Source organism: Pedobacter kyonggii (assembly GCF_004310665.1).
Lineage (GTDB): Bacteria > Bacteroidota > Bacteroidia > Sphingobacteriales > Sphingobacteriaceae > Pedobacter > Pedobacter kyonggii.
This window is the reverse complement of the sequence record NZ_SIXF01000038.1, coordinates 21821-45961: the sequence shown is the minus strand read 5'-3', so window position 1 is coordinate 45961 and position 24141 is coordinate 21821. Positions and strand designations below refer to the sequence as shown.

Sequence of the window (24141 nt, the reverse complement as noted above, 5' to 3'; positions counted from 1 at the left end):
AAAGCCCATTGACTGAATGTGTTTTGTATTTGAGAACAGCTTAACACAAAGCCCATAACAAAATCCATCGGAGAAATCTTCTTTGCACTGCGCTGAAGAAAACCACTGCTTCGAGCTATAGTATCAATGGTTGATCCATTAAAAAAAATATCAAATCTTTTCTTTATTTTAGAGTTGAAAAAGCGGCTTGTAGACATTGTCAAATGTGTTTAGAACTACAAGTTGCTTTTTCCCTTTTAAATAATAATCACAGACTTTTCAACCTTTGTCAATATCATTAACTTGACGCTAATGCGAACTTTCGGGAGAGAGATCTATCCAGATAGATTTTGCTTCGCAGAGCCTTCGGGTTCTCGGCTTCGTTACACTCCGCTCGAAATGACGACATTTTCGGTTTGTTATTCTTTTATTAACTACCTGTACTGGCATAAATATGCCGTTTGTACGATTGCATTTACTTTAAAAGATGAGTTTGCAGGCACTTCAAAATTACTGCCAGCTTTAATGCTTTGCCAGTCTGTAGTACCTGGTAAAAGCGCTGTTAGTTCACCCTCTATAACATGCATAATTTCTTTCTGAGCTGTTCCAAAAGTATATTCTCCTGGATTTATAACGCCGATAGTCGATTTTCCTTCAGCGGTTTCATAGCCTAACGATTTAACGTTGCCATCAAAATATTGGTTTTCAGTAATCATACGCTAATTTATAAAGTTTTTGCTAAAACGGCTTTTTGTTTATCAGCCTGGTAAATCTTTTTATAAAAATCTACATACTCACCATATTTTTCTGGTGGATACTTTTTATTGTTCATGGTTTGCGTGCGGCTATAAACAATCATATTATCCTTAACACTAAATTTCGCGGAATATGATCCAAACTCAGAACTAATTGCAATATCTTTTGGAATAAATTCTACATTATACCCTTTTGGTAAAATGTAATTAATTTCATCATCGTCATTATAACTGAACGGAACAGCAAAGTATGTTTTTCTGTTCTCTACTTTAAGCGGAACGCTTTCGCGGCGGTTAACCTGGTTTACCACCAGAAATAACTTATCTCCACCTTTAGTTAACAATGGATTGGTTTTAAAGTTAATCTCTTCTGTAAGCACAGGTAATGTTTTATCTGGCTGTACATACTTATAACTGATCAGTTCTGCTACCGGAATAGGACTATCTCCAATTATTGTTTTCCGGAGATCTACTGGTTCCATTAAAGTCATTGGAAAATTTTCTTCAAACTGCGCGTTGCCATAAGTAGATTTTATTTCAGCGCTGGCTGTACCATCTTCTGCCAAGGTAATTTTGGTTTTTCTGATCTGATAATTTTCTTTGGCATTGTAAGCAGGGGTATGCACTATTTTTCCTCCATCTTCGGTAACCATTAATACATTTCGGTCAGAATTGCTATAGCCGATAAATCCCATTGGTTTATATTGGCTTGTGCATTCTAAAAAGGTAGTATCTTTTGCTAATGGAACACACAAAATCATGTGATTTGCCTGCCCCATACTGGAATAATTGGGGTTTAAACTTGGCATGTCATTTCCAATAACAATTAAGTTTGAAGAAATTCCAGCCTCGTTAAGCAGTGCTTTCATGTAATTGGATAATGCCTTACAATCTCCATAATTTACCTGGGCAACTTTTTCAGCTAAAATCGGTCTAAAGCCGCCAATCCCCAGTTGAACACTTACATAACGGGTATTTTGTTGCAAATGGTTATACAAAATCCGGATTTTTTCTTTTGGTGTTTTAGTATCCTTGATTAAATTCTGTACCATTAATTTGGTCGCTTCAGGAAGTTTATTTCCACCTTGATTTAAAGTATACAGCCACGATCCGAAATTTTTCCAATTATCGAAATTTCCTGTCGAACCATCATATTCAAATTGATTGGGGGAGGCTTTAACCCAGGCAGAAATGTTATCAATGCCTGTACTTAAAGGCTCTTCAGCAACTGCTGCAACATTGGCACTTTTCCATTTGTACTGTACTTTTTCTCCATTAATTATCGAGTCGGTCTGTAAATTCGAACTCGTAATATACCGCATTTTGTAATTTTTGGCCCTTTGAATCGTATATGCCGATTTTTCTACCGATACTCCAAAGCCTTTTAAGTCGCGCCATGAAGGGAAATAAAGCAGTCCATTATAGTCCTGGCTATAACTGTACTCTATGGTGTATGGATAGGTAATACTTACAAATTTTAAGTGCTTAAGTCTATTCTCTTCGAAGATCGAAAAATCCGAAATCAGGCTTTGGTCTTTAATATCCGAACTTTTATAATCTTTAACTTTTTTACCTGCTGCATCGTAAAGCGTAGCTCTAATGTTGTAGATACTGCTAAATTTATCGTAAAATTCTGCCATTTCACCAAAACCTTCTCCCGCCTTGTTTAATATGGTTATGGCTACCTTATAATCCATTTTTGCCGTGCCAAGTCCTTTAATATCAAAAAAGGATTCTTCATTTCTCACTACGGCCACGGCATCCTTTTTCAAGTTTTCGGGGATCTTCGCCACATCGTAATCTACCTGAGCAAATGTGGTATTAATGGCAGCAAGTGCGAACACCAAACTTAAATAATACTTCATTATACTTTCTTTTTAAAGACGATTTGTTCGGCCTGTTTTTCTACAACCGTTTTAAATAATTCTTTTAAATCGAAATATTCTTCTGGTGTATAAAGCGATTTGTTTACGCTTATGATACTTCTTACCATTAAGGTTTTACCTTCTGCAACGTAATTGATTGTAAACGTCCCGTTGTCTTCAGGAAGCTTATAAACCCCGCCTTTTGGCAGCTTATCCACCTCATAATCCTCAGGGAAATTGATTGTAATCCTATAACTTTCTTTAAACGGATAGGCAAAATCAACCGGGAATTTCCGTTGCTCTAATTTGAATAAATTTTCTTTGGTTCTTTCAAAAAGGAGAGGCGTAAAATACACCAGGTTTCCGGCTTCTTCCACATTATCTTCAATTACTACATCCATGCTTTCTGTCAACAACTCATCAAGATTGTCGAGGTTGTCGATTTTGTAATTTGAAATCTCTAGGCCTGTTTTGTCTTTTTTGAAGTTTTTAACAAATTCAGTTTCGTTATTCGTTTTTCTATATTTATTGCGCAGGTTTAATGCACTGTATCCTTTTGAGTATTGATTAATTTTGCCGGTTAGCTTATTTTCTTTATCAAGTGTCATGTTATAAACAAAAATCTTTTCACTTGATAAGCTTGGTTCTGTAGAAAGCCATTTTCCATTAAAGCTTTTTAAATTCATATAAAAGCCCTGGTGGCTCAGGTTCTCATAATCTAACATACCGACAGGAAGATCTTTATCTGTAGCATCAAGAAAATAAAGTGTATTCCCGATCTGTGTAACGCCAATTATGTTATTAAACGCAGATTCTACCGGATAGCCTGGGTGTTCTCCATTTTCTCTTGTACTGATCAAAACAGGGTAAGCCTCAATTTTTGCTTCTTTCAATAAGCTTAATAGAGAAAGGTTGATATCAGCAGACGAACCAGTTTTCTTTTCGAAGATACTTTTTGGATTGGTTTCTTTAGCATACTCCGAGTATTCTTTATTCCATTTTAAGTTGTTTTTAACATAGTTAAAAATGAGTTTCACTGCTGCAAGGGTATCTTTTTCGCCTTTCAGAATGCCAGGAAGTACAGATTTGGCATAACTGTTTTTATTAATAAAACCGCCAAATTTTTCGTCTTGAGCCAGCCCATTAATGATTTTGGACCACGAACCATTAAAGTCTTGGTAAAGTTCGCCTGGAAATTGGGTTGCCCTAAGTTCAAATTTTATTTTGGGGATATAATCATCCATCGTGGTTACATAAGGCTCCTCTTTCAACGCAGGTACATTAGCAGCGCAATATTTATCGTAAACAGCAGTAGAACTTAGGCCGGGTACATAAGATGCACTTACATTTTGGTGTAACGGATGATCGACCTGATAATACCCACTTAGGTTGTTCTTATAAGTTAGGTATTCAGGTATTTTTACATTGTACTCAGACCAGAGCGTTGGAATGTTTGACTGAAATTTCCAGCCGCGTAATGTGAAAATAAAATCTGATTTGATTTTGTACTTAAATTCGATGATAGAGCCTTCTTTAACATTAGGCAATGCAAATTTTTTAACTACATTGTTTTTATCGAACTCTTCAGTAAATCTGGCATCCTTGTTCAGTTTACTGGTAACCATTTTGCCATCAACCATATTGTATGTTGCAGCATCCATAAAACTGAGGTCTTCTTTGGCAGAATTACTGTTTCTATACAGTTCTACTCTATAATTAGCCAGATCGTAACCGTTTTTGTTTAAGATTTTGTAACGAATATGCCGTTCAAACACATAAATAAATCCTCCAGTAGGATTATATTCGAAATAACAGTCGCCAACATCAAACAGTTTAATCGCCGAGGCAGAGGAGTCCTGGCCTGTAGCTTTCACTTCGAATTCTGTTGGTGCAATTTTACCAAACTTAAATTCTCTTTTTATAGTTTGAGTGGTTTGGGCATAGACGGTGCTAACTCCAATGCATAGCATTAGAGTCAGAAATTTGAGAGCATTTTTCTGCATTTATAAAATTAGTTTTTTGGTTACTGCAATATTAGAAAGATTTAGTTAAATATGATCAATTAATTGACAACATATTTTTAATCTAAGACTTTTAAATCAGCTTGGTAAGGTATAAGCAAAGATTTTATAAAGTACTTCTGTTAACTCATCTTATGAATTGGCCATTTCAGTTTTGTAGTTTTTCAAATATTCCGATCTCACTATTTTTGCCGTTTTATGGTCTTTGGTGTGGCTCCATCCCGGAGGCATAAAGATATATAGAAACTTGTTTTTAATACCTGGTGCACGCCAAACATCTTTGGCCAACAGAACAATCTCGCCGAAATAAGCATCTAAAAAACTGTTTTTTTTCATTTCCCGGGTAATACCATATTCAATTTTTATCGTTTTATCTTCTTCCTGATAGGTTTTAAAGACATGGTCCCAGATGGGTAGCAGGTTGCAGAAATTTGTATCCATATACAATGCATTCTTGGCATGGTGTACACGATGGTGAGATGGAGTAAGTATGATTTTATTTAAAAAACCGAAACGGCCATCTTTAGAAATGTTTTCTCCAATGTGGATAAAAGATCCCCAAAAACCATCGATAAACATGATTAAAAAAAGCAGGGCAGGGCTTACACCTAAAAGAATGCATGTTGTAGTTCTAATGAGGTCTGCATAAGGTGCCTCAAGAAAAAAATGCGCAAAATTTACCGATAAGTTCATGGTTTCGGGTGCGTGATGGGTGGAATGCAAACACCAAAAAAGCCTTACTTTATGTGCTAAAAAATGATAAATAAAATGGCCCAATTCCCAGATCACATAGCCATATATTAGCCAATACCAGGTAATCTCAGTTTTAAAAATGGCGTATTTACCAAATAAGCCGATACAGATAGACACCATGCCGATAGAAATAATGCGGCCAATAAAAGAATTAATCACCAGTGAAAAGAAAGAAATCCGGTAATCAACTACTTTAAAACGGCGGTAAAATGCCATCCTGATGATTTCAAAAACCAATAAAAAGGGAATCAAGGGCCCCATAAGCGCACTAATGCCATTCCAGCTCATAAACTGGCTATAATCATTGGTCTGCAGTAGTTTTAACAGCGCTGGTAAGCCTAAAAATCCAACGAGCCATTCCTTTACGCCTTCAAGAAAATCTATCATCTTATTATATTTGGTTTGTTGAAATTATATAAAACTAAAATTTTATTCAAATAAAATCTCTAAATGGATAGGTCATTGTTACCATATATTCATTAAACCTTGATTTTTGCTTTGTGATGGTAACGATTGTCAGACAAGCTCAATATTTAAGCATTTTTATTATTATACTTTTATATTCTCTCAATTTTCGTATCTTTGCCTGGCAAATAATAAATCCTAATTTATTTGCTATGCAACTCGATTCCACAAAGTTTATTGCCACAGGTTTAACGTATGACGACGTACTTCTAGTACCTGCATATTCCGAAATTCTGCCCCGTGAAGTAAATACAGCCACTTTTTTAACAAAAAAAATTAAACTTAATGTTCCATTGATTTCTGCCGCGATGGATACTGTAACAGAAGCCGAACTAGCTATTGCCATTGCGCAAAATGGTGGTATAGGTATGTTACATAAAAACATGACCATAGAAAGACAAGCCGAAGAAGTACGTAAGGTTAAACGTTCTGAAAGCGGTATGATCCAAGATCCGGTTACTTTATTGGAAACAGCTGTTGTGGCCGATGCTTTCAAGATTATGAAAGAGCATAAAATTGGGGGTATTCCTGTTGTAAGCAGCGACAATAAATTGGTGGGTATTATTACAAATAGGGATTTACGTTTCCAAAAGGATATGAAAAGACCGATTTCTGAGGTAATGACTAAAGAAAATTTAATTACTGCGCCAGAAGGTACTACTTTGGTTCAGGCAGAGGAAATTCTTCAGAACCATAAAATCGAGAAACTTCCTGTAGTGAGCAAAGATGGTTACCTAAGCGGTTTAATTACTTTTAAAGATATTTCGAAGGTTAAAAATTACCCTGCCGCCTGTAAAGACGAACGTGGCCGTTTACGTGTAGGTGCTGCGGTTGGTGTTACAGCTGATACTATACAACGTGTTGATGCCTTGGTTCATGCCGGTGTTGATGTTATTACCATCGATACTGCTCATGGCCACTCAAAAGGAGTTGTTGATAAATTAAAAGAAGTTAAAGCCAAATATCCTGATCTGCAGGTTATCGTTGGAAATATTGCTACCGGTGCCGCTGCAAAATTCTTAGCCGATGCTGGTGCTGATGCCGTTAAGGTTGGTATTGGTCCTGGTTCTATCTGTACAACAAGAATTATTGCTGGCGTTGGTGTTCCTCAATTATATGCAGTTTACGAATGTGCCAAAGCTTTAAAAGGCACAGGTGTTCCTGTTATTGCCGATGGTGGTATTAAACACACAGGTGATATTGCCAAAGCAATTGCTTCTGGAGCAAGCACCGTAATGGCAGGTTCGTTATTTGCAGGTGTTGAAGAATCACCAGGCGAAACCATTATCTACGAAGGACGTAAATTTAAATCTTATCGTGGAATGGGCTCAATTGAAGCAATGGAGCAAGGTTCTAAAGACCGTTATTTCCAGGATGTGGAAGATGATATTAAAAAGCTAGTTCCGGAAGGTATTGTTGGCCGTGTGCCATTTAAGGGTACCTTAGCAGAAGTAATGTATCAATACATTGGTGGTTTACGTGCAAGTATGGGCTATTGCGGTGCAGCAAGTATCGAGGCCTTACAAGAAGCACAATTTGTGCAGATTACGGCTGCAGGTATGCGCGAAAGCCATCCGCACGATATTACGATTACTAAAGAGGCACCTAATTATACAAGATAAGTATTTCCTTCCCAATAATCGTCATTGCGAGAAACGAAGCAATCTCATTATTCAACATTTTTATAGAATTTAATTATAGCGGGGCATCGTTTACGATAGCCCCGTTTTGTTTTTAGACCTTATAGGTTTTTAAAAGCTATAAGGTCTGGAGAATTAATAAAAAATAGAAAAATCACAAAATAAAATTTGGCAGCTAAAGTTTTTTAATATATTTGTCTACTAAATCTATAGAATTTATATGATAATTATGAAAACACATCAAAAAACACGCTCGTATTGTTGTTGTAGCCATTCTAAAACAGTAATCGGATACTTCCGAACGAGTCATTAATCAACAACATTAAACAAACTATAACTAATCATGAACAAAAGTTTACTAATTCTCTTTTCATTTTTACTTTCGGCAAGTTTTGCCTTTGCCCAAAGCCCAATAACTGGCGTAATTAAAACAACAAATGGCAGTACAATACCACATGCTACCGTAAAGGTAAGAGGAACAAACCAGGCCGTAGTGGCCGATGATAATGGTGTTTTCAGCTTAAATGTAAAACAAGAGACTCCATTTTACCTTCAAGTAAGCTCAGTTGGCTATAAACCTCAGGATTTTCAGGTTTTAAAACTCCAGGAAACACCAATAGAGTTGGTTCTGGTAGAAAATGCATTATTAGATGAGATCGTTGTAACGTCGAGAAGACGTTCGGAGGTTTTACAGGATGTGCCTATTCCAATTACTGTAATCGGTGGCCAGGCAGCAGAAAATGCAGGTGCTTTTAACGTTAACCGTTTAAAAGAGTTAGTGCCATCTGTACAATTGTATGCTTCGAATGCCAGAAATACAACACTTAATATTAGAGGTTTGGGTTCAACATTCGGTTTAACTAACGATGGTATCGATCCGGGTGTAGGTTTTTACGTAGATGGTGTTTACCATGCGCGTCCGGCTGCTACTTCAACCGATTTCCTGGATATCGAACAAATAGAAGTAATCCGTGGTCCTCAAGGTACGTTATTTGGTAAAAATACTACCGCCGGTGCATTTAACATCACCACTACAAAACCAACCCAAACACCAAGTGCCAAAGTAGAACTAAGCGTTGGGAATTATAACTTTATCCAGGCAAAAACGTCAGTTTCGGGAGGAGTGGCAAAAAATCTTGCTGCAAAAATATCAATCTCCGGTACCCAACGCGATGGTACAATATGGAATACCAAAGAGGAACGTAAATATAGCGGACAAAACAACCTTGGTTTTAAAGGCCAGTTGTATTTCACCCCTTCGGATAGGTTACAGATATTGTTGAGTAGCGATGTAAGTGTTCAGCACCCTGCAGGTTACCCATTGGTAATTGCTGGTGTTGCGCAGACAGAAAGAAGCGCTTACCGCCAGTATGCCAAAATTGTTTCAGATTTAGGCTATCAACAACCAAAAATTGATCCTTTCTCTCGAGAGATCAATACCAATACTCCCTGGAGACACAATCAGTCAATCGGTGGTATATCTTTAAATGTGGATTACAAGATTGGTGGCGGAACATTAACTTCTACTACTGCATGGAGATTCTGGAACTGGGATCCTACCAACGACAGGGATTTCTCTGAACTGTCTGCATTGACCAAATCTCAAGGTAACTCCCGTCATGATCAATATTCACAGGAAATTAGATATGCCGGTAATATCACCGATAAATTAAGCGGCGTAATCGGCGTGTTTGCCCTTGCCCAAAACTTAAAAGGTTTAGCCCAAACTGAAGAGGTAGGCAAAGATCAGTGGAGGTTTGTACAAACCAGCAATACCGGTAGCCAGGCTTTATACTCAACACCAGGTTTATTAGATGGCTTTGGTATTAAAACCAATTCAACCATCAAATCGTTAAGTGCTGCTATTTTTGCTCAGGTAGATTGGGAGTTTTTAACCAATCTGCATGTTTTACCTGGATTAAGATACACCTATGACAAAAAAGATGTTGATTATGACCGGGTAACTTATGGAGGTTTGCAAACGACTGATGCAGCATTATTAGCACTTAAAGCAGCGGTGTACAGCAATCAGCAGTTCACTACAAATGTAGATAACAATAATTTGTCTGGAAACCTTACGGTATCCTATCGCCCAAATCCTAAATTAAATGTTTACGGAACTTTTTCTACTGCATATAAACCAGTTGGTGTAAACGTAGGAGGCTTGCCAACTACCTCAACCGGACAGGCAGACTTATCATTAGCTGTTGTAAAGCCAGAATATGTTCAACATTACGAATTGGGTTTAAAAACCAAACCAGTTAAAGGCGCTATTTTAAACATTACAGCTTTTAATACCGATATTAAAGATTATCAAACCAATGTGCAATCTCCACAATTGGGGGTAAACAGGGGTTACCTGGCTAATGCAGAAAAAGTTCAAGTAAAAGGTTTAGAAATTGATGGAACTTATCAACTGGAAAGGTTCTTAACCTTAAATGCGGCAGTAGCTTACCTTGATGGTAAATATGTGAAATTCACCAATGCACCACTGCCTTTAGAAGAAACCGGACATACTGAATTAATAAATGGTGTAGCTACTCAAGTGGCATTTAAAGATGCGTCAGGAGGCAGATTGCCGGGTATATCTAAATGGAATATTTCTGGAGGTTCTGAATTTAGTACCCCGGGTAATTTAGCAACCAGGGTTGGTAGATATTTTATTGCGGGGGATGCCAGTTACCGTTCAGAATATTCTTCAAATCCCACACCATCAAGCATTTTGAATGTTAAAGGTTATGCTTTATTTAATGCAAGGTTAGGATTCAAATCAGATAAGTTCTCTTTATTTGTTTGGAGCAGAAATATCGCAAACAAAAACTATTATGAACAATTGCAGGCTGCGGCTGGTAACTCAGGCTTATACGCAGGTGTACTTGGCGATCCAAGAACTTATGGCGCAACAATCCGTTATGCTTTTTAAGGGTGTTTAAATAAGATAATTTATCTCTTATATTTGGTTAAAAGGAGTGGCGTTAATGCTGCTCCTTTTTGTGCTAAAAAATACTTAAGTGGTCAATATTATTTAGAAAAACAAAGACAGAATTCCATTTTAGAGTCAGTCCTGCTATCCCTCTAAATCCTCGCCACATGCTTCGCTTTGGGCTTTCTGTTTTATCAGGTTTATTTAACAAAGTCGCTGGTTCTTGGGAAGAAAATTATACGATCAAACCTCGCAGGTTTTTAAAACCTGCGAGGTTTAATTAAAATAAGTCCTGTAACAGCTTTGTGCAGAATTAAAATTTACAGAAAGCCGATAAAGTCTTAACTTCGGTAAATTTTAACTAAATGAATAAGCTTAAATCAGTTTGTGTGTATTGTGGCTCAAACTTTAATGGCGATGTAGCGCTGCGTAACGCAATAAAGCAACTGGCAGAAACACTTGTAAAACAGCAGATCAGATTGGTATACGGTGGTGGAAGTGTAGGCGTGATGGGTGTATTAGCCAATGATGTACTCGAGTTAGGTGGTTTAGTTACAGGTGTAATCCCACAGTTTTTAATGGACAAAGAAGTTGGTCATAAAGGAGTAACAGAAATGATCGTAACTGAAAATATGCATCAAAGAAAACAGAGAATGGCCGATTTAAGTGATGGTTTTGTAATTTTGCCAGGTGGTTTCGGTACGCTTGAAGAGTTTTTTGAAGTGTTAACTTGGTTGCAGCTCGGCCTGCACACAAAACCAATTGGCATATTAAATGTAAATGGTTTTTACGATCCTTTATTTGCCCAGATGGATATGATGGTGCAAAGTAAATTTTTGAAACCGGCCAATCGCGATTTAGTTTTTAATGAAGCAAATGCCGAAACTTTAATCGATAAAATGGATGATTTTTCTGCCGTTCCAGACGAGGTTTGGTTTAGAGAAAGAAATCTGAGTTAAAAATTAATTGTCAAATAACAAGAAGCAAATTATTAATTCGCCAGCCGCATAACGCTTGGCGCTAAAAATATAACCAAAATGCAAATCATTACCTCCCACGCAGAATTTGAACAATACCTTGGCAAGGAATTAGGCGTTTCTTCATGGCACACCATTACACAAGAACAGATTAATAAATTTGCTGATGCCACATTAGACCATCAATGGATTCATGTTGATGAAGAAAGAGCCCAAAATGAAGGCCCTTTTAAAGCAGCCATAGCGCATGGCTATTTAACGCTTTCGCTAATCCCTTATCTATGGAAAGAAATTGTTGATATCCAAAAATTAAAAATGGAGATCAATTATGGTATCGAAAGTTTAAGATTTGCACAAGCTGTTACTGTAAACAGCAAGGTAAGGTTAAAAGCTAAACTGGCTTCTATTATAAATCTCCGTGGCGTAACCAAAGTAAATATGGCTATCGAAATGGAAATTGAAGAACAAAAAAAACCTGCGTTTAGTGGTGAGGTTGTTTTCTTATATCATTTTGTGAATTAATAGCTTACAATGTAGCGCATTGTTTATCTTTAACGTTAAATAAGGAAAAACAAATGCCTCATGATCGTAAACTGGAAATCTTTAAGTTTTATTTTAATTAGTCTTGCTATCCTTTCTTGCCAGAACAATAAGGCTCAAAACAGGGCTGCCGATTCATTTTTGCCGATGCAGATTGGCAATTTATGGTATATGAATGCTCAATCCTATACCGAAATCAAGGATACTGTTCGCATCAATAAAAAGCTTTTTTACAAGTTTTATTCATTGGTAGGAGGCGATGCAGTGAGTACAGTTTATTTAAGGATCGACGAGCAGAATAAATTGATTGAGGGCTATCCCGATAGTCCTTTGAAAACTTATACCAGAGCTGATTTTAATGCAAAAATGGGCGATAAATTTTTTACGACAGGAGAAAAGGATGAAAATGATAACGAAGTAACTGTTATTCAAAAATCGGATACCGAAATGACCTTTTCGTTTGATCCAATTTATCATCCAAATTTAAAAGGACACCCATCGCAGGTAAAATACATAAAAGGTAAAGGCTGGGCAGAAAAGTTTAAAAAGCTGAAGATTGATGGCGTAGTTTATCAAAATTAGCCTTTACGTTTATATACTTTTTCATATTGTTCAATCCACTGCTCGGGCGTGATTTTTCTGATGAGCTCGGCAATTAATACGTATGGGATATCATCAGGCTTTTTAAAACGGACGCAACCTTTTCCCATATCCAATTTGTATTTGCTGTGTTTTGGGTATTCTGCCTGAAACCATACCAATAGATCAGTAAAAGTATACAATCCTAAGTGGTGCATAACAATAAAATTCTTTTGCGAACCAATATTGATAAAAGGTAAAGCCTGTTCTGGTGTACAATGGTAACCTGCCGGATAAAGCCCGAGTGGAATAACATATCCCAGCATACCATAAGTAATCTGTTCTTCGAAACCAGCTGGCAGGTTATCTAAAATAGTATTTCTCAATTTCGAAACCGGCGCTTTCCTTTCTTCAGGGAGGCTATTTAAATATTCTTCTGGTGTATTTACAGATGGTTGCATATCAATCTTTATCAAATTTCTTTTTAAACCTACTTACAATTGATGGATTATCGAGTTCTTCTAAACTGCTCAATTCCAATTCCAGTGCCTTTGTACTGATCTGGATTTCAATTAAGGAAATGATTAATGATATCATGAAAAATATCAAGCTCAGGGCAAAAAGAATTTCAGCAACAGTATTCCAGTCCAAATAAATAAAAAACATACAAAAAAGGCAGCTGGCAAAGCTAAGTACACCAAAAGCCTGCATGTTTTTGATCAACCTTAAGCGGTAACGCAGGTTTTCGATCTGTTTATGAAGCGCTGCATTTTTATTGCCATCCTCATATTTCGATTTTAAACTTCTCACTAAACTTGCCAAAGCCAGAAAACGGTTGGTATAAGCAAGCATAATTAAGCTAATGGCAGGAAACAATAGCGCAGGAATATTGATGGTTAGTTCCATTTTTCGGATTTACCCAAAAATATCATTTTAAACGGATAATTAACCACAAAGGGAACAGAGTTTTTACACAGAGGTAAACTGAGAAAATACTTTAGTTATCATTCAAATTGTAGGTAATCTAACCTTAAATAAAGCGTTCAGATCTCTGTGCCCTCAGTGATTTCTCTTGTTTTCTCTGTGGTTAAAAATCGCTTTGTACCAGAAACCGTTTTGGTCAATACTGTTTTTCTAAAATTAAATTTAAATTGCCACCATGAATATCGAATTCAATAAAAATGAGGATGTAAATAAACAGTTGGTATATGAACTGAAAACCAGACTCAAAAAAATATATTTAGGTGGCGGTGAAAAAAATGCGGCCAAACAAAAAGAAAAGGGAAAGCTATTGGCCCGCGAGCGGATTGCCTATTTAATTGATAAAGATACCGATTTCTTAGAAATTGGTGCTTTTACGGCTGATGGTATGTATGCAGCGCAAGGTGGCTGTCCTTCGGCAGGAGTGGTGTGCGGTATTGGCTATGTAAGCGGAAGACAATGTATGATCGTAGCCAACGATGCCACAGTAAAAGCAGGTGCCTGGTTCCCCATGACCGCAAAAAAGAACCTCCGTGCACAGGAAATTGCTATGGAAAACCGTTTGCCAGTAATTTACCTGGTTGATAGCGCTGGTGTATATCTGCCCATGCAGGATGAGATATTTCCTGATAAAGAACATTTTGGTAGGATGTTCCGTAATAATGCCATCATGTCGTCGGAAGGGATTGTCCAGATTTCGGCTATTATGGGTGCTTGTGTTGCAGGAGGAGCGTATTTGCCTATTATGAGCGATGAAGCGATGATTGTTGATAAAACCGGGTCGGTATTTTTAGCTGGTTCTTATCTGGTAAAATCGGCCATAGGTGAAGAGGTTGATAATGAAACTTTAGGTGGAGCAACTACCCATTGCGAAATCTCCGGTGTTACCGATTATAAACATCCCAACGATCAGGCATGCTTAGATAGTATCAGGAATATCATGAGTATGTTGGGGTCACCTCAACATGCGGGTTTTGATCGGATTAAACCAGCAAAACCAAAAGAAAATGAAGAAGAGTTATACGGTATCCTGCCTGAAAATCGCGATAAACCCTATGAAATAATGGATATCATTAACCGTTTGGTTGATCAATCCGAATTTGAAGAGTACAAAAAAGGCTATGGGCAAAGCATTGTTTGTGGTTTAGGCCGTATTGATGGATGGGCAGTGGGTATTGTGGCCAATCAGCGTAAAGTGGTGAAGTCGAAAAAAGGCGAGATGCAGTTTGGCGGTGTAATTTATTCTGATAGTGCCGATAAAGCTACCCGTTTTATTATGAACTGTAACCAAAAGAAAATCCCGCTGGTGTTTTTGCAAGATGTTACTGGCTTTATGGTAGGCAGCCGATCAGAACATGGTGGCATTATTAAAGATGGTGCCAAAATGGTTAATGCTGTTGCTAATTCTGTGGTGCCAAAATTTACGATTGTGTTGGGTAATTCTTACGGTGCAGGCAATTATGCTATGTGCGGAAAGGCTTACGATCCTCGATTGATTTATGCCTGGCCAACGGCTAAAATTGCGGTAATGGGTGGCTCGCAGGCTGCAAAAACTTTACTTCAGATTCAGGAAGCCTCTTTAAAAGCGAAAGGTGAGGTGATTACGCCAGAAAAAGAGGCAGAGTTGTTAAAAGAAATCACCGATAGATACGATAGCCAAACCACACCTTATTATGCCGCGTCGCGGCTTTGGGTAGATGGTATTATCGATCCACTGGAAACCAGAAAGGTTATTTCGATGGGAATTGAGGCTGCTAATCAATCGCCGATTACCAAGAAATTTAATGTTGGGGTGATACAGACTTAGTATAATGTGCTGTCAGATGTTACCATCTGACAGTCGGTGTTATATTTTTTACAAGCTAAATATATCCAAGTATTAATATTAAGTATGGACTATAAAATATCATTTTCAAAAATGGATCAATTAGGTCAACAAGCTAACTTAAATAGATGCAGAGTTTCCTTATCGCAAATGAGAAAACAAGCTTTAGATCTAAAAAGCAGAAGTATATCAGAAGCGAAAAAACGTTCTATTTAAATAGGGTTTGCTCTAAAATAAATTTTTTTGATGTGCTGTCAGATGGTGCCATCTAACAGTTAAATATTACATAATTTTTTATCATCTAAGCCAACTTAGCACACCTGGGTTTTGAATATAAAAGTGCCTTTGTTTCTTAGTGGTGAAAAAAAATGATGGGAACCCGAGTGTCTGTACTGGTAAAAACAATTAATATTATATTTAGCACATGAAAAATCTTTATCTTTTTCTTGTCCTTACATTATTGCAGATCAATCTCTTTGCCCAAAATTCGGATAAAATTCATCAAAATGCGATCGTAATCGATACCCATGGAGATATACTGTTCAATCAGATTATATCGGGCATTGATATCGGCAAACCTCAACCCAAAGGTAATTTCGATTTAGTGCGTGCCAAACAAGGTGGCTTAGGTGCTCAGTTTTTCTCCATCTGGTGTGATGAAACGGGTGGGTATGCTATAGCTAACCAGGAAATAGACTCGCTTTATAGTTTAATTAAACGATATCCAGATAAGATCCAGTTGGTTACCACCGCTAAAGATTTGGAGCAGGCTGTTAAGCAGCATAAATTAGCTGCTATGATAGGTGTAGAAGGTGGACATATGATCGAAAACCGTTTGGATTATATTGATAGCTTAGCAAAGCGGGGAATGGCTTATCTTACCTTAACCTGGAACAACAGTACTCCATGGTCCAGTTCGGCAGCCGAAGAAACTTCTGGTAAAGTAAAACCTGAAAATGCAGGCTTAAATAATTTTGGAAAACGGGTCGTAAAGCGATTGAATAAACTTGGGGTGATGGTCGATTTATCACACGTGGGTGAAAGAACATTTTATGATGCCGTTGCTGCATCTGCCAAACCCGTAATTGTTTCCCATAGCTGTGCTTATGCTCTAAATCCGGTTCCACGAAATTTAAAAGACGATCAGATTAAAGCTGTTGGTAAAAATGGCGGTGTAGTTTGCATTAATTTTTATAGCGGTTTCTTAGATTCTGCCTTTAATACTAAACAAAAAGCTTTCTTTACAAAGTATGATAGCGAATTTAAAACATTGACTGCTAAATATGGTAGAAGCAATGCCATTGATACCTTGATTTTCAATCATCTTGCTGATGCCGATGCCACACGACCACCAATTGCACTTTTGGTTAAACATATTAGTCACGTAGTGAAATTAATCGGTATAGACCATGTGGGACTGGGCGCGGATTTTGATGGTGCCGAATCTTTTCCTTTAGGTATGAACAGTGTAGCAGATTATCCTAAAATTACCGACGAGCTAATTAAAAATGGATATTCGGAAAACGATATCAAGAAAATTTTGGGAGGCAATGTAATTCGGTTGATCAGAGAGAACAAAGGAGAATGATTTTTTGTGCTGTAAGATGTTGCCATCTTAAAGTTGAAGCATACCTGAATTTATTGTGCTGTTAGATGTTACCATCTGACAGGTGAAAAAATCATCAGGCATATATGGAGTCAGTGTCAGATGGAAACATCTGACAGCACGAGTGAGGCACCTCAATGCGCCTGAGCTTTAAACACCAAACGCCATGCGCTTTCCGCTCGGCTTATGATGTTAATAAGTAAACTATGTTGACAATGTGCACTTGCCAACAAATATTTAAAGCATTAAATTTGCGCTACGATTAATGAATTTCAAACACACAATATAATGTCACAAGAAAACGAACACGTTCAGTGTTTAATTATAGGTTCAGGTCCTGCAGGTTATACTGCTGCAATTTATGCTGCCAGAGCTGATTTAAAACCAATTATGTATACCGGTATGCAAGCCGGTGGGCAGCTTACGCAAACAACAGATGTAGAAAATTTTCCAGGTTACCCGCAAGGAATTATGGGGCCAGAAATGATGGAAGATTTCCGCAAACAAGCAGAGCGTTTTGGTACCGATATCCGTTTTGGTTATGTAAGTTCGGTAGATTTCTCTTCAACGCCACATAAAGTAGTGGTTGATGAAATTAAAACCATTACGGCTGATACCGTAATTATTGCTACAGGCGCTACGGCTAAATGGCTGGGTTTACCAAGTGAGCAACAATACAATGGTTTTGGGGTTTCGGCCTGTGCCGTGTGCGATGGTTTCTTCTTTAAAGGACAAGATGTTGCCATTGTAGGCGCTGGAGATACTGCCGCCGAAGAAGCAACATATTTAGCCAAATTATGTAAAACTGTTCATTTATTGGTTCGTAGAGACGAATTCAGAGCTTCTAAAGCAATGGTGAGCCGCGTATTGGCTACACCGAATATTGTGGTGCATTATAATACCGAAACCCAGGAGATTTTAGGTAACGGTAAAAATGTAACTGCCGTTAAAGTTTTAAATAACAAAACCGGTGTTGAGTCTGATATCGCTGTAGAAGGTTTCTTTGTGGCTATCGGTCACAAGCCAAATACCGATATTTTTAAAGGTCAGTTGGATATGGATGAAACAGGTTATTTAGCTACCAAACCAGGTTCTACTTTAACCAATATCGAAGGCGTTTTTGCCTGTGGCGATGTGCAGGATATGTATTACAGACAGGCGGTAACTGCTGCAGGTTCTGGATGTATGGCCGCGCTCGATGCCGAAAGGTATTTGGCTGCTAAAGAACATCCGGTAGAAGCTTAAGGATATTTAATATAATTTTAGGAAGAGAAATCAGTAATGGTTTCTCTTTTTTGTTAAAGTCGTCATCTCCTGAAGTGCAGTCCCGAATTTTCGGGAGAGAGGTCTATTAAGGTTGATCTTGTTACACAGGGCTTCCGACTTCTCTTTTCTTGGAAAGCAATTGCAGTGGCTCTTTTTATTGTTAGTCCTGCTTTACATTTCAAGCCAGCTCCCAATGAAAAATCACTGTTGTCCGGTTAAAACCTAAACGTACTATAAAATCATTTGAATTAAGCTAAAACAGCCTTTTTAAAGGACTTTAAAAAGGCAAGCCCCCCTTATTTCTTCATTTTTAAAATTCTTAATCAAATCCGGCTGTCCGGAGAAAATTTGATCATAATCCTAATTTTAGCTTTTTAAACTCGTCGTAGCTTCAATATTCATAAAAAAAATATTTCAGTCCCTGAATATTGCAGCCATTTGTAAATCGGCTGTCCGGTTAAAATTTATTAAAAGATTTCTCCGGACAACAGTGATGAAAAATCGGGATTGCGTGCTTTCCATTGCAATCAGGTTTAAATACTTAGGTTTTTGCTACTATTTAAAGTTGAACAGCATTGCTGCCTAGAATAATTCTGCTACGCTTTGCAGCCCAAAATAGTACCACTGGCAGTGCCACTTAAACCCGATCGAAGCGGGATGCCAATTTTCTTCTAATTGGCAGAAGCGGGAGCGGGACTATTGTAACCCAAACGCTTCTGCACTCGATTTCCAAAAAAGACTAAGGTTTCCATTATAATAGTTTATCAGAAACATTGGAAAAACGTTTTAATAAATATTGTTTAGATTTATCTGCGTTATGCGGTGCAGTCAAACGGTTGATCTTAATTGTAACAAGAATGTGGGATTCGTAATATCTCCATAATCTCTATCTTGGTTCCAACAATCAAATAAATCTATAAAAAACCTAAACACAACATGAACAAAGCATTATCGATTTTTATTGGAGTATTAATCAGCACGAGTGCATTTGCGCAGAGTGATCCTAATCTGGGTATCATACCTGCACCTGTAGCCATTACCAGGGCAAACGGAAATTTCATTTTAGATAAAACTACAGTTTTAGTAAATCAGAGCATCGACGGCGCAAAGATGGCTGATTTATTAAACGCTTTTATCGTTACCAAGGCAGGCTTTGCCTTACGTGAAACTAAAATTACCCAACCTAACCAAAAAGCAATTGTTTTAACATCTGTTGGAGCAGATCAATTACCAGCCGAAGGTTACACCATTAAAGTTACACCGACACAAATTGTTTTAACAGGAAAAGGTGCAGGTCTTTTTTATGCCGTTCAATCGGCCATGCAGATGATGCCAGATAAAGTGGCCAATAAAATTACCATTCCAGCAGTTAACATTAACGATTATCCACGTTTTACTTATCGCGGAACCATGTTGGATGTAAGCCGTCATTTCTTCCCGATCTCTTTTATCAAAAAATACATCGATCAGCTGGCTTATTACAAAATCAATACCTTCCATTGGCATTTAACTGACGATCAGGGCTGGAGACTGGAAATAAAAAAATACCCTAAATTAATTGAAATCGGTTCTTCACGTAACGGATCGATTATTGGCAATTATCCGGGCAATGGCAATTACCTAACACCTGTTAAAGGTTATTATACGCAAGAAGAAGCCAAAGAAATTGTTAAATATGCGGCTACGAAATACATCACCGTAATTCCGGAGATCGAATTGCCAGGTCACGCTTCTGCGGCAATTGCAGCATATCCTGAATTAAGTTGTTTCCCTGATCGTGATACCTTTATCAGTGATAAAACACCATGGGCGGGCAGCAGAAAAGGAAAGCAAGTGCAGCAAACCTGGGGTGTTTTTGATGATATTTTTGTGCCATCTGCAAATACATTTACGATGTTGAATAATATTCTAGATGAGGTTATTGCTATTTTTCCTTCTAAATACATCCATATTGGTGGCGATGAAGCACCTAAAACCTATTGGAAAGAATCTACATTCTGCCAAAACCTGATGAAAGAAAAAGGTTTGAAAGATGAGCATGAATTACAGAGCTATTTCATCCAGACGATAGAAAAACATGTAAACGGAAAAGGACGCTCGATTATTGGTTGGGATGAGATTTTGGAAGGTGGTTTGGCGCCTAATGCAACCGTTATGAGCTGGAGAGGTGAAGAAGGTGGAATTGCAGCTGCACAGCAAAAGCACGATGTAATTATGACCCCAGGATCGATGGGTTTATATATCGACCATAAACAATCTAACTCTCCTGACGAGCCGGTAACTATTGGCGGATTTGCCCCTTATCAAAAGATTTATGCTTACGATCCGATTCCGAAAGTGTTAACTGCCGATGAAAGAAAATACATCAAAGGCGTTCAGGCAAACATGTGGTCTGAGTATATTAAAACCACAGCAAAAGCAGAAAATCATGCTTTCCCACGTTTATTGGCTCTATCTGAAATTGCTTGGTCGCCAGTTGAGCGTAAAGATTTAAAGAATTTTTCTGAACAACGCTTACCTGCTCATTTGGCCCGTTTAGATAAAATGAATGTTAATTTCTGGGTTCCTACACCAATTGGTCAGAGTGATAAACCTTTAACCGGAGGAGAATTTACAATTGATTTAAAAGCACCTGTTACAGGTGCTAAAATTTATTATTCGATTGATTTGTCACGTCCATCAGAAAATGCATTTTTGTACACCTCGCCAATTAAAATTACAGTACCACAAGGCGAAAAAAGAGTATTAAAAACCATTGTTATTGCACCAAGCGGCAGAAGAAGCGTGGTTGCCGAAACGGTTTTAAATAACGGAGCACCTGAAGTTAAAGCAGAGGCAAAGAAATAAAATGTTGCTTTAAAAAGCTAAAATACTTAATTTGGGGCAACCAAAACGTCCTAGATAGAATGAAATTACAGAAATATACATTACAGCATCTCTTGTTAATAACAGGGATGCTGTTTTGTTTTGCCTGCACAGAAGAAAAACCTAAAGAAATTAAAGCCGAAACCGCAAAAGTGCAGAAAAACCCCTTCCGTTTTTATAAAGATATAGAAGTGAGACCCGGATTAAATTTCGAAATTGTAAGCTGGGGAAAAGGGGTTGACTCTATTGGAGGGTATCAGATTCTTATGTCTGATTCTGTGCGTAATAATTACAGATCTGCTGCAGTAGATCGTAAAGGTATTGTTATTGATGCCTGGAATATGGATTTAGACAATGATGGAAATCCTGAATTGTATATTCAGCTCTTAAGCAAGAAAACAGTTTCGGATTTAAATGTTTTTGAATGCACGCGTGGCGATTTCAATAAAATCAGTTTCCCTCCTTTAAGTACCAGTCAAAAGAAAGGTTATACAGGTAACGATAATTTTTTTATTAAAAATGGAGACCTGTTCCGTTCTTTCCCGGTGAAGGATAACGCCGATAGTACTAAAACGATTACCAGGACCTATCAATATAAATTAAGTGGAAATAGTTTTTCTACAAGTGAGGTAAAGTAAGGTTTAGGGTTTAAGGTTGATGGTTTAGGGTAAAAAGGGTAGGGCGTACAGCATAAAGTGGCAAGGGGACTGATTGTTGCGACTTTTTGCACTTGGTGTCATCCTGAGCGTAGTCGAAGGATCTTTCCTCATGCTTAAATAAATTGGTAATAGCATGTGCTTTAAGATTGCTTCGTACCTCGCAATGACAACCCTTTTAAACATGTTATTGAACTTGTTTCAGCATCTATCACGCAATTTAACAAACAATGAACAACGAAAAATTTTCTATCATCGATCGGATCAAGAGCTTTAAATATGCTTTTAACGGGCTAAAACTGTTTTTTGTGAACGATCATAACGGAAGAGTTCATTTGTTTGCAGCAATCGTTGCCATTGGTTTATCCTTTTACCTGAAAATTTCCGGTTCAGAATGGATTGCCATTTTATCTGTTATTTCAGCTGTTTTTGTTGCCGAAATTATAAATTCTGCTGTCGAGAAACTGGCCGATGTGGTTTCTCCAGAGTATCATCCAAAAATTAAAGTGGTAAAAGATTTGGCTGCTGCTGCGGTTTTGATAGCTGCATTGCTGGCGGTAGCTGCTGGTTTTATTGTTTTTATTCCAAAACTATTTTTGTAATTCGGACATAGCAATCCTCGATTCTTCAATCTTATCCCGGATAATGTCATCCCATCGGGCCTGCATTTTATGGTTGCTGCCATGCTCGGTTTCTTCATCATAGTTACGTTGCATGGTGTCGAAATAATTGCTGATCTGATTGGCGAGTTCGGATATCTGGGCTTTATAGTTGCTTACAGCATAGTTCCGGTTTTTTAATACCCTTTCGGCCTCCAATAATAAAATATACTGAATATCGGCGTGCCCTTGTTCATGGTGTAAAAGACTTGCCCTAATTTCAGGATCTTTAATTTTATCCCACTTAACCCACGATCTCGTTTTATCAATACTCACATCATTTTTAAGCTTAATGGCAACCCGATTACGGTAAACAGTGCTGGAGTAACTATATTTCCAGGTCATTGCAGTCAGCGCAAAAAATGGAGAGCGCATATCGGCTTTTCCTTTAAAATGCATTTCCCAATTTAATTGAATTGGCCCGGAAAAATCTTGTTTAAAAGCAAAAGTACATGGCAGTACCAGCAAAAATAAAAGCAATATAATATGTCTTTTCACCTGTGTAATTTTAGTTTCAACGCTGGTGAAGCGATCATGACTTAGTTATCCCATTGTTAAATGGTAAATCATGATGGTTTCATGTGTTGGTTTTTACAATGAAAAAACCGTGCCTAAAATTACTCAGCAATAGAAATCTGTCCGCTAATGCGCTCAAATTTCTCAATTAATAAAGCAATGCGTTCTTTTTCCCTTTTAATTACAGCTTTTCGCAGTATTGTTGAGCAAAATAGTATCCATGAAAAAGTTAACACAATTGCAGCCACTTTTTGAAGCATGCTCAAATGGGTTAAAATTTCAATGAAATAGAATATAATTCCGAGTGATAATGCAATAGCGTAAAACCAATATAGAGAATTGTAAAGTTTGTACCGGTTTAATTGATATGTTTTTAAGTTGTTCAGGTATTCGTGTGGATGGGCGGTAGCATCATTTTTAGCAATCAAACGGTGATCGCGATATAGGATAAGTGTGTATACACCAATAGCAACAATGGTAATGCTGATGCCAACATGGGTTGTCCATGATTCGAAATGCATAAATATCCATAATGCAGCAATGGCAATAAAGGATGCGAGCATACCCAAAATGTTTAAAGCAGATTTTAGCTTTAATCCATTTACTTCTTTCTTTGCTTGTTGCAGCATTTCATCAGCAGAAACCTTAACTTCTACCTCGTGCTTTTGCCACAACTCCTGTATTTGATCAAACGCTTGCATACTGGCTATATAGTTCTGTTAATTTTTGTTTAATACGGTGAATTTTTACCCTTAAATTGCCTTCGCTTATTCCAGATATATCGGCAATTTCATGGTATGGTAATTCATCAAGTACCATTGTAATAATTAAACGGTCATTCTCTTCGAGTTTGGAGATACATTTGTAAAGTAGGGCAACCTGTTCATTTTTCTCTGAAAATTCCTCTATTTTATTCTCTATGATGTTGTCAGTTAACTCGTCTTTCGCCTGTCTTTTTTCCGATCTCAAATAAGTTAAACAGGTATTCACGGCAATTCTATAAATCCATGTAGAAATTAACGATTTGTTTCTGAACTTATCCAGATTTTGCCAAACCTTTAAAAAAGTTTCCTGTAAAAGATCATTTGCAGCGTCGGTATCACCAGTATAACCATAACATAAATGGAATATCTTTTTGGAATTTGAATCGAAGATCTCTTTAAATAACTTGTCTTTTTGTTCCATTTAGGGGTTTATAGTTGCGTTTTAGATGATGATGTACATTTTTTGTTACACCAAAACCAAAAATAATAATTGTTTGCTTACTTGA

The 24141-nt window shown here is 37.4% G+C and carries 21 protein-coding genes; 11 read left to right on the top strand and 10 right to left on the bottom strand.

Translation table 11 applies throughout. From position 1 onward, the window contains the following. The 5 genes from EYS08_RS26185 to EYS08_RS23130 all read right to left on the bottom strand — a co-directional run. The coding region (locus EYS08_RS26185) for a hypothetical protein (RefSeq protein ID WP_208745889.1) at window positions 1-197 on the bottom strand (197 nt) is incomplete at its 3' end. Window positions 198-413: 216 nt separating this feature from the next. Beyond that, window positions 414-695: a pyrimidine/purine nucleoside phosphorylase gene (ppnP, locus tag EYS08_RS23145; RefSeq protein ID WP_131032314.1), complete on the bottom strand. Its 282-nt coding sequence runs from the start codon at window positions 693-695 to the stop codon at window positions 414-416. Between the two features lie 8 nt (window positions 696-703). Next, window positions 704-2599: a DUF3857 domain-containing protein gene (locus EYS08_RS23140; RefSeq protein ID WP_131032313.1), complete on the bottom strand. Its 1896-nt coding sequence runs from the start codon at window positions 2597-2599 to the stop codon at window positions 704-706. After that, a complete protein-coding gene (locus tag EYS08_RS23135) occupies window positions 2599-4569 on the bottom strand; it encodes a DUF3857 domain-containing protein (RefSeq protein ID WP_244216028.1) in 1971 nt (656 codons plus the stop codon). Before EYS08_RS23135 ends, EYS08_RS23140 begins: the two co-directional genes overlap by 1 nt. Window positions 4570-4752: 183 nt before the next feature. Beyond that, complete coding sequence (locus EYS08_RS23130; protein ID WP_131032311.1) at window positions 4753-5760, bottom strand: sterol desaturase family protein; 1008 nt, start codon at window positions 5758-5760, stop codon at window positions 4753-4755. Between the two features lie 230 nt (window positions 5761-5990). On the opposite strand from EYS08_RS23130, the gene guaB reads away from it, so the two are divergent. The 5 genes from guaB (at window position 5991) to EYS08_RS23105 (ending at window position 12500) form a co-directional block, all read left to right on the top strand. Continuing rightward, window positions 5991-7460, top strand: coding sequence for an IMP dehydrogenase (gene guaB / locus EYS08_RS23125; protein ID WP_131032310.1), 1470 nt, complete (start codon window positions 5991-5993; stop codon window positions 7458-7460). Between the two features lie 361 nt (window positions 7461-7821). Continuing rightward, complete coding sequence (locus tag EYS08_RS23120; protein ID WP_131032309.1) at window positions 7822-10401, top strand: TonB-dependent receptor; 2580 nt, start codon at window positions 7822-7824, stop codon at window positions 10399-10401. Between the two features lie 365 nt (window positions 10402-10766). Beyond that, window positions 10767-11360 (top strand): LOG family protein, encoded by a 594-nt coding sequence (locus EYS08_RS23115; RefSeq protein WP_131032308.1) that lies wholly within the window; start codon window positions 10767-10769, stop codon window positions 11358-11360. Between the two features lie 78 nt (window positions 11361-11438). Beyond that, a complete protein-coding gene (locus tag EYS08_RS23110) occupies window positions 11439-11900 on the top strand; it encodes a MaoC family dehydratase (protein WP_131032307.1) in 462 nt (153 codons plus the stop codon). 60 nt (window positions 11901-11960) lie between these two features. Continuing rightward, window positions 11961-12500 carry a hypothetical protein gene (locus EYS08_RS23105; protein WP_131032306.1) on the top strand — a complete coding sequence of 180 codons (540 nt, stop codon included), beginning with the start codon at window positions 11961-11963 and terminating at the stop codon, window positions 12498-12500. Here the strand turns inward: EYS08_RS23105 and EYS08_RS23100 are convergent. Further along, window positions 12497-12958 (bottom strand): DUF1801 domain-containing protein, encoded by a 462-nt coding sequence (locus EYS08_RS23100; protein ID WP_131032305.1) that lies wholly within the window; start codon window positions 12956-12958, stop codon window positions 12497-12499. The two genes, EYS08_RS23105 and EYS08_RS23100, sit on opposite strands and share 4 nt — an antisense overlap. 1 nt (window position 12959) lies before the next feature. Next, complete coding sequence (locus EYS08_RS23095) at window positions 12960-13403, bottom strand: DUF2721 domain-containing protein (RefSeq protein ID WP_131032304.1); 444 nt, start codon at window positions 13401-13403, stop codon at window positions 12960-12962. A 253-nt stretch (window positions 13404-13656) separates the two neighbouring features. Here EYS08_RS23095 and EYS08_RS23090 point away from each other — a divergent pair, with 253 nt between their 5' ends. From EYS08_RS23090 to EYS08_RS23065, 6 genes are all read left to right on the top strand, one after another. Continuing rightward, the gene (locus EYS08_RS23090) at window positions 13657-15285 is read left to right on the top strand and encodes an acyl-CoA carboxylase subunit beta (RefSeq protein ID WP_131032303.1); all 1629 of its coding nucleotides are present in this window, start codon (window positions 13657-13659) and stop codon (window positions 15283-15285) included. A gap of 442 nt (window positions 15286-15727) precedes the next feature. Next, entirely contained in the window at window positions 15728-16891 is a 1164-nt protein-coding gene (locus EYS08_RS23085; RefSeq protein ID WP_131032302.1) for a dipeptidase, read from the top strand. A 306-nt stretch (window positions 16892-17197) separates the two neighbouring features. Continuing rightward, window positions 17198-18154, top strand: coding sequence for a thioredoxin-disulfide reductase (gene trxB / locus EYS08_RS23080; RefSeq protein WP_113951968.1), 957 nt, complete (start codon window positions 17198-17200; stop codon window positions 18152-18154). A gap of 957 nt (window positions 18155-19111) precedes the next feature. After that, window positions 19112-21022: a beta-N-acetylhexosaminidase gene (locus tag EYS08_RS23075; protein WP_131032301.1), complete on the top strand. Its 1911-nt coding sequence runs from the start codon at window positions 19112-19114 to the stop codon at window positions 21020-21022. Between the two features lie 59 nt (window positions 21023-21081). Beyond that, a complete protein-coding gene (locus EYS08_RS23070; RefSeq protein ID WP_131032300.1) occupies window positions 21082-21678 on the top strand; it encodes a hypothetical protein in 597 nt (198 codons plus the stop codon). Window positions 21679-21926: 248 nt separating this feature from the next. Then, complete coding sequence (locus tag EYS08_RS23065; protein ID WP_131032299.1) at window positions 21927-22298, top strand: diacylglycerol kinase family protein; 372 nt, start codon at window positions 21927-21929, stop codon at window positions 22296-22298. Here EYS08_RS23065 and EYS08_RS23060 read toward each other — a convergent pair. From EYS08_RS23060 to EYS08_RS23050, 3 genes are all read right to left on the bottom strand, one after another. Continuing rightward, entirely contained in the window at window positions 22287-22853 is a 567-nt protein-coding gene (locus tag EYS08_RS23060) for a DUF922 domain-containing protein (RefSeq protein WP_131032298.1), read from the bottom strand. The two genes, EYS08_RS23065 and EYS08_RS23060, sit on opposite strands and share 12 nt — an antisense overlap. 119 nt (window positions 22854-22972) lie before the next feature. After that, window positions 22973-23572 (bottom strand): hypothetical protein, encoded by a 600-nt coding sequence (locus EYS08_RS23055; protein WP_131032297.1) that lies wholly within the window; start codon window positions 23570-23572, stop codon window positions 22973-22975. After that, entirely contained in the window at window positions 23559-24056 is a 498-nt protein-coding gene (locus tag EYS08_RS23050; protein WP_029275756.1) for an RNA polymerase sigma factor, read from the bottom strand. Before EYS08_RS23050 ends, EYS08_RS23055 begins: the two co-directional genes overlap by 14 nt. Window positions 24057-24141: the final 85 nt, after the last annotated feature.